1 pseudogene is annotated in these 640 nt (G+C 39.5%); it reads right to left on the bottom strand.

The window, feature by feature from the left end:
- Positions 1 to 640: pseudogene (locus tag BTV99_RS13475) on the bottom strand (hypothetical protein); the annotation flags it as partial.

The following is a 640-nucleotide window of genomic DNA, read 5'->3' as shown; positions in this document are numbered from 1 at the left end:
GACGACAGCATATTTAGGATGAATGAACATTGAATTTGTATTTGACTCATTAAATCCATTCAAATTACCTTTTAACAGTTGGTGACTAGTATTGTTATCAGGTTCATCTACGTTCTTAAATAATGGTGTTTTATTAACAGCCGTTTTTTTAAGGAAATATGGTCTTATCTTATTTAATTGCACCGTCTTTGTCGTTGCATCATAAGCAGTTTTGTCTTGTCTATAGATAGCAGAGTAATCTAGATCTGTTATTAACTCTAAAACTGTTATAGGTAGCTCCAAGCAAGCATTACTCAGCCGCTCCCCTGCCAGCAGATGAGCAGTATGAATATAATGCTCGAAGGTTGTGTCGCACGTTAAATGTCCTGCAAAGCTGGCCAGTCCAAACCAGGATCCTTGTTCCTTGTGATAGCCAAGGACGCCTTTTATGACTTTTTCGCACTGCTCATTATCATAATCAGTCATCACCTGTGCCAATGGCGACTTACTTAGTACTAACGCCAGCTGACTAATCGCAGTATGCCTAAAGCTGTGAAATGTGAAATCGTGCTCTCCTAGCAACCTGTCCCAAATTAACTTCATGAGATTACTAAAAACCACACTGGGTAATGGCTGATCGCCTGAACCTTGAGAAAACAAG

Source organism: Psychrobacter sp. Rd 27.2 (assembly GCF_001921755.1).
GTDB lineage: Bacteria > Pseudomonadota > Gammaproteobacteria > Pseudomonadales > Moraxellaceae > Psychrobacter > Psychrobacter celer.
The sequence above is the reverse complement of the archived record's forward strand: the minus strand, read 5'-3'. Positions and strand labels throughout refer to the sequence as shown.